Annotated in this window: 5 protein-coding genes and 2 pseudogenes; 5 read left to right on the plus strand and 2 right to left on the minus strand. The window is 69.0% G+C overall.

What is annotated here, in order from left to right:
* Together DVH02_RS28575 and DVH02_RS28580 are read left to right on the plus strand one after the other, a co-directional pair.
* Positions 1–1,914: bifunctional polysaccharide deacetylase/glycosyltransferase family 2 protein (locus tag DVH02_RS28575; RefSeq protein WP_114626750.1), on the plus strand; the 1,914-nt coding region annotated here is incomplete at its 5' end.
* A 203-nt stretch (positions 1,915–2,117) separates the two neighbouring features.
* Positions 2,118–3,278, plus strand: a complete 1,161-nt coding sequence (locus DVH02_RS28580) for an acyltransferase family protein (protein WP_233518514.1) — start codon at positions 2,118–2,120, stop codon at positions 3,276–3,278.
* A gap of 273 nt (positions 3,279–3,551) precedes the next feature.
* Here DVH02_RS28580 and DVH02_RS28585 read toward each other — a convergent pair whose 3' ends face one another.
* Positions 3,552–4,136, minus strand: coding sequence for a DinB family protein (locus tag DVH02_RS28585; protein WP_114626752.1), 585 nt, complete (start codon positions 4,134–4,136; stop codon positions 3,552–3,554).
* A 5-nt stretch (positions 4,137–4,141) separates the two neighbouring features.
* Here DVH02_RS28585 and DVH02_RS36835 point away from each other — a divergent pair, with 5 nt between their 5' ends.
* Positions 4,142–4,270 carry a hypothetical protein gene (locus DVH02_RS36835; RefSeq protein ID WP_267899084.1) on the plus strand — a complete coding sequence of 43 codons (129 nt, stop codon included), beginning with the start codon at positions 4,142–4,144 and terminating at the stop codon, positions 4,268–4,270.
* A gap of 418 nt (positions 4,271–4,688) precedes the next feature.
* On the opposite strand, the gene DVH02_RS37270 is transcribed toward DVH02_RS36835, so the two are convergent.
* A complete protein-coding gene (locus DVH02_RS37270) occupies positions 4,689–4,883 on the minus strand; it encodes a DUF7848 domain-containing protein (RefSeq protein WP_456113498.1) in 195 nt (64 codons plus the stop codon).
* Between DVH02_RS37270 and DVH02_RS28590 the strand changes: the two are divergent.
* Together DVH02_RS28590 and DVH02_RS28595 are read left to right on the plus strand one after the other, a co-directional pair.
* Positions 4,876–5,070 (plus strand): annotated as a pseudogene (locus DVH02_RS28590) (replication initiator); the annotation flags it as partial. The gene DVH02_RS37270 and the pseudogene DVH02_RS28590 overlap by 8 nt on opposite strands.
* A 68-nt stretch (positions 5,071–5,138) precedes the next feature.
* A pseudogene (locus tag DVH02_RS28595) lies at positions 5,139–5,349 on the plus strand (helix-turn-helix domain-containing protein).
* Positions 5,350–5,440: the final 91 nt, after the last annotated feature.

Here is a 5,440-nt window from a genome sequence, read left to right on the forward strand (position 1 = left end):
ACCTTCGACGACGGCCCCGACCCCGAATGGACGCCGAAGGTCCTCGACGAGCTGAAGCGGTACGACGCCCACGGCGTCTTCTTCATCACCGGCACCATGGCCTCGCGCTACCCGGAGCTGGTCAGACGCATGGTGAAGGAGGGCCACGAGGTCGGCCTGCACACCTTCAACCATCCCGATCTCTCCCTCAAGTCCACCTCCCAGATCGACTGGCAGCTGTCGCAGAACCAGCTCGCGCTGGCGGGCGCCGCCGGAATCCGCTCCTCGCTCTTCCGGCCCCCGTACTCCTCCGACGCGCAGGCGATGGACGACAGGACCTGGCCCGTCGCCCGGTACGTCGGCAACCGCGGCTACATCACCGTGCTCGAAAGCGCCGACAGCGAGGACTGGAAACGCCCCGGCACCGACGCCATCGTCGAACGGGCCACCCCCAAGGGCACCAAGGGAGCCATCGTGCTGATGCACGACTCCGGCGGCGACCGCTCACAGACCGTCGAGGCGCTCGCCCGCTACCTGCCCGAGATGAAGGCGCGCGGCTACCGCTTCACCAACCTCACCGAGGCGCTCGGCGCGCCCAGCGCCCACACCCCGGTCACCGGGACAGCCCTCTGGAAGGGCAAGGCGTGGGTCGCCGCCGTGACCCTCTCGGACAACATCACCTCCGTCCTCGTCGTCGGACTCTCGGTGATCGGCTTCCTCGTCATCACCCGCTTCGGCCTGATGCTGGCGCTGTCCTTCGCGCACGCGCGCAAGGTACGCGCCGCCCGCTTCACCTGGGGCCCGCCCGTCACCGAACCGGTCACGGTGCTGGTGCCCGCGTACAACGAACGCGAGTGCATCGCCCACACGGTCAACTCCCTGACGGCGAGCGAACATCCCATCGAGGTCATCGTCGTCGACGACGGCTCGAACGACGGGACCGCCGACATCGTCGAGGCCCTCCGGCTGCCCGGCGTCCATGTCGTACGCCAGCCGAACGCCGGCAAACCGGCCGCCCTCAACAACGGCATCGCACACGCGCGGCACGACATCGTCGTGATGATGGACGGCGACACCGTCTTCGAACCGGCCACCGTGCGCGAACTGGTCCAGCCCTTCGCCGACCCGCGCGTGGGCGCGGTCGCGGGCAACGCCAAGGTGGGCAACCGCGACACCCTCATCGGCGCCTGGCAGCACATCGAGTACGTGATGGGCTTCAACCTCGACCGCCGCATGTACGACATGCTCGGCTGCATGCCCACCATCCCGGGCGCGGTCGGCGCCTTCCGGCGGCGGGCCCTGGAGCGCGTCGGCGGGATGAGCGAGGACACCCTCGCCGAGGACACCGACATCACCATGGCCCTGCACCGCGACGGCTGGCGCGTCGTCTACGCCGAGCGCGCCCGCGCCTGGACCGAGGCGCCCGAGTCCGTACAGCAGCTGTGGTCCCAGCGCTACCGCTGGAGTTACGGCACGATGCAGGCCATCTGGAAGCACCGCCGCGCACTCGTGGAACGCGGCCCCTCCGGGCGCTTCGGACGCGTCGGGCTGCCGCTGGTCTCGCTGTTCATGGTGCTGGCGCCGCTGCTGGCCCCGCTGATCGACGTGTTCTTGCTGTACGGGCTGGTCTTCGGCCCCACCCAGCGGACCGTACTGGCCTGGCTGGGCGTCCTGGCCGTCCAGGCGGTGTGCGCGGCGTACGCCTTCCGGCTGGACCGGGAACCGGCGAACCATCTGGTCTCGTTGCCCCTGCAGCAGATCCTGTACCGGCAGCTCATGTACGTGGTGCTGCTCCAGTCCTGGATCACCGCGCTCACCGGCGGACGGCTGCGATGGCAGAAACTGCGGCGCACCGGTGTGGTCGAGGCGCCGGGCACGACGACCGCGCCGCCGCTCGGCGGGGGCGCGGACCAGAACCGGAGGCCGGTCACATGAACAGGGACCCTGTTGCCGAGGGTGCTACGGGCGCCTCGGGGGCTACGGGCGCTACGGGCGCTACGGGCGTCACGGGTGTCACGGGTGTCACGGGTGTCACGGGTGTCACGGGTGCCACGGGTGCCACGGGTGTCACGGGCGCTACGGGCGTCACGGGCTCGTCGGGCGCCACGGAGGCGGAGACAGCAGCCGTCCGTGATCCCGTGGCAGCGGTCCGGCCGCCCGGACGGGACCGCTACCTGGATCTGCTGCGCGCCGTCGCGCTGGTCCGTGTCGTGGTGTTCCACATCTTCGGCTGGGCCTGGCTGACGATCCTCTTCCCCTCCATGGGCGTCATGTTCGCGCTGGCCGGATCGCTGATGGCCAGGTCGCTGTCGGGGCGTACGCCCTGGGCCGTCGTCCGGGGCCGACTGCGGCGGCTGCTGCCGCCCATGTGGGCGTTCGCGCTGGTCGTCGTACCCCTGATGTTCGCGATGGGGTGGAAGCCGGTGCGGGAGGAGGGGATGGGGTGGTTCCTGCGGCTGGCCGGCTACTTCGTACCGCTCGGCACGCCCCCGTACCCCGACGAGAGCGGCGACGGCGCCGGGTGGCTGGACACCACCTGGGCGCAGGACACCGCGGGACCGCTCTGGTACATCCGCGCGTACCTCTGGTTCGTGCTGCTCTCGCCGCTGCTGCTGCGGGCGTTCCGCAGAGTGCCGTGGGCGACGCTGCTGTTCCCCGTCGTCCTCACCGCGATTGTGAGCAGCGAGCTGGTCACCGTGCCGGGGGAGGCGGGCGAGGTCGTCATCGACTTCGCGATCTACGGCGGCTGCTGGGTGCTCGGCTTCGCGCACCACGACGGCCTGTTCCAGCGGGTCCCGCGCTACCTGACCGTCTCGCTGTCCGGCTTCCTGATGGCCTTCGCGCTGTGGTGGGCCTCCGGCCATCTCACCGACGAGGGCTGGAACTTCGACGAGATCCCGCTCGCGCAGGCCACCTGGTCGCTGGGGTTCTGCGCGATCCTGCTCCAGTACGCGCCGTCCTGGCGGGAGCTGCCGGGCGCACTGGCCCGGCTCGACCCCGTCGTCACACTCGCCAACAACCGGGCCGTCACGGTCTATCTCTGGCACAACCTGATGATCCTGCTGACCTTCCCGCTCGTCGACCAGCTCTGGAACATCCCCGGCATCGACGCCTACGCCCCGGAGCTGGACGCCTCGTACACGGTGCTGCCCCTGCTGCTGGTGTGGCCGCTGCTCGCCCTGATGATCCTGGCCGTGGGGTGGGTGGAGGACGTGGCGGCGAAACGCCGGCCACGGCTGTGGCCGAGCGGCAGGGAGCGGCGGGCGGGGGCGCCGACGCACGCCTCCGGGAGAACGTAACGGCCCACATGCCGACCGCCGATGAGTGAGAAGCCCGGCACAGAGAGCGGTCGCACCGGCAGCGGCTGCGCTACGAGATGAGGATCGGATGACGACCGTGCCGCTGCCCGAAGAGAACACGTAGCGGTCCCGCCACCTTGCGGTCGAGCGGCGAACGACGGCAGTAACGGGGCGACCAGCACTTCCAGTTCATCAGGAACCAGACGCTCGGTCAGATCAGCACGCGCGGCCGCCATCATGCCGCGCGAAAGGCACGTCACATGGCACAGCCTTCTATGCCTTGACTGCTGCGGTCGCTCTGGCGGCCTCCTCGATCTTCGCGCAGTAGGCAGCGCGGGCATCTTCACCGATCTGCGTTTCGTGTTCGGGGCGCATGCCCGTTCGGCCATCGACGCCTTCGCGCAGGATGTCGGCGTGCCCGGCATGCCGGTTGGTCTCGCCGAGGACGTGGACCATGATGGCGAACAGGTTCGTGTGGGAATAAGGCTCCGGCCACCACGGCACATGGCCGGGGGCGTCGAGGGCAAGCTCGTCGATCGTCGCGTCCGAGTGTTCCCACGTGCGCCGGTAGGATTCGATGATCTGATCGCGCGTCTCGTCCTCGGTTGCCCAGAGATCGCTGCCGTCGTGGTCCTGCCACCGGGGCAGCGGTTCCGGGGACGGGCGGTCGAAGATCTCGCCGAAGTACCTGGCCTCGACGCTGGCCACGTGTTTGACCAGGCCGAGGAGGTTGGTCCCGGTCGCTGTCAAAGGTCGGCGGGCGTCATATTCGGACAAGCCGTCGAGCTTCCAGAGCAGCGCCTTGCGGTCCCGCCGCAGTCTCCCGTGCAGGTTGTCCTTCGCGAATTCATCGATCATGCGGTATGAGCCTGCCATGGGCTGCTCGTGGCCTCAAGATCCCGTGCGTGGACCGCAACGACTGGCAGGGCCGAAGCACGGTCATGGCCGCTGCCCTGGCCTGCTACAAGAAGCTCGCGAAACTTGCCACGTGAGACCTCCTCTTAGGCTCTACGTGGTCGATCTGGCCATCGTCGGGCTCCCCTTGATGGCGTTGCCATTGGCATCTCGTGATGCGCGCCGTTCCACTGTCTGGCCACAGTGGTCACACTTGTACTCGCCGCCGTTCTTCGCGGCATTAGCGTCGTAAACCTTCTGCCTCTCGGCAGCAGTGCAGTCCAAGCCGGCTCTGTTGCAGTGATGCACGAGGAGCGGCGCAGCACCCGCCAGCACATAGTACGTGTGCTACGAGGCCCCTTTCTACCTGCGTATGCGCAGGTCAACGGCAGTTTTGGGTTCCGCTGGCGTCCGTGGTGGTGCGTGCGAATCCGTGGGTGTTGCCGTCGCTACTGCCGTCAGGGGCTGGGGCCGCGCGGTCGCGTTGCCGCTGGTGTGGTGTCACCCCCGGGACCCTCACTGCCATGCGCCAGGCTCGGCACGGACGACTCGGACGGTCTGCTCATACAGTTCGTGGCCGCTCTGGGCGCAGTGTCCGGCGATCCAGCGGGTCAGTTCGTCCGGGGTGTGCAGCGTGCCTGACGTGGCACTGCACCGCATCCGTCGCAGAGAACTGTACGAAGCCGTGTCGGGTGGGGGAGGCGGCGACACCCGCCGCTGCCGCTGCCGCAAGCTCCACGACCCCGCAGACGCCTTGATCGGGACGCCGTTGAACCCGAAGACGTACGACTACGCGGGCGCGGTCCTGTTCAACGCGCACGCCGGAGCCCTATGGGCCCGCTTCACCACCTACCTGCGCCGCGAACTCGCCGCCGGGCTCGGCCTGACCCGGCGCCGCGTTCCTCGTCGCTGCGGTTTGGCACCGCCAGGAACTGGAACGGCAGTTCCCCCCAAAGGGGGCTACTGATGATCTTGCCCCCGCCCGCCGTCCCCCACGCGCAGGCGGCACCTGCGCTGAATCTGCTCACGGTGCCCCAGGTCATGGCACGCCTCCAGCTCGGCCGCTCCGCCGTCTACGACCTGCTCCGCTCCGGCCAACTCGTCTCAATCACCCTCGGCCGCGCCCGCCGCATCCCCGCCCACGCCCCTCACCGACTTCATCCGCACCCTCCTCTAAGAGGTCCTAACAAAGGCGTTGGACGTGTCGGTGGGTGATGAGACAGGTGGCGAGCCCGAGGAAGGCTTCGTGGATGTCGTCGCGTCTTTCC

Origin of the sequence: Streptomyces corynorhini (genome assembly GCF_003346515.1) — a bacterium.
Taxonomy (GTDB): Bacteria; Actinomycetota; Actinomycetes; order Streptomycetales; family Streptomycetaceae; genus Streptomyces; species Streptomyces corynorhini.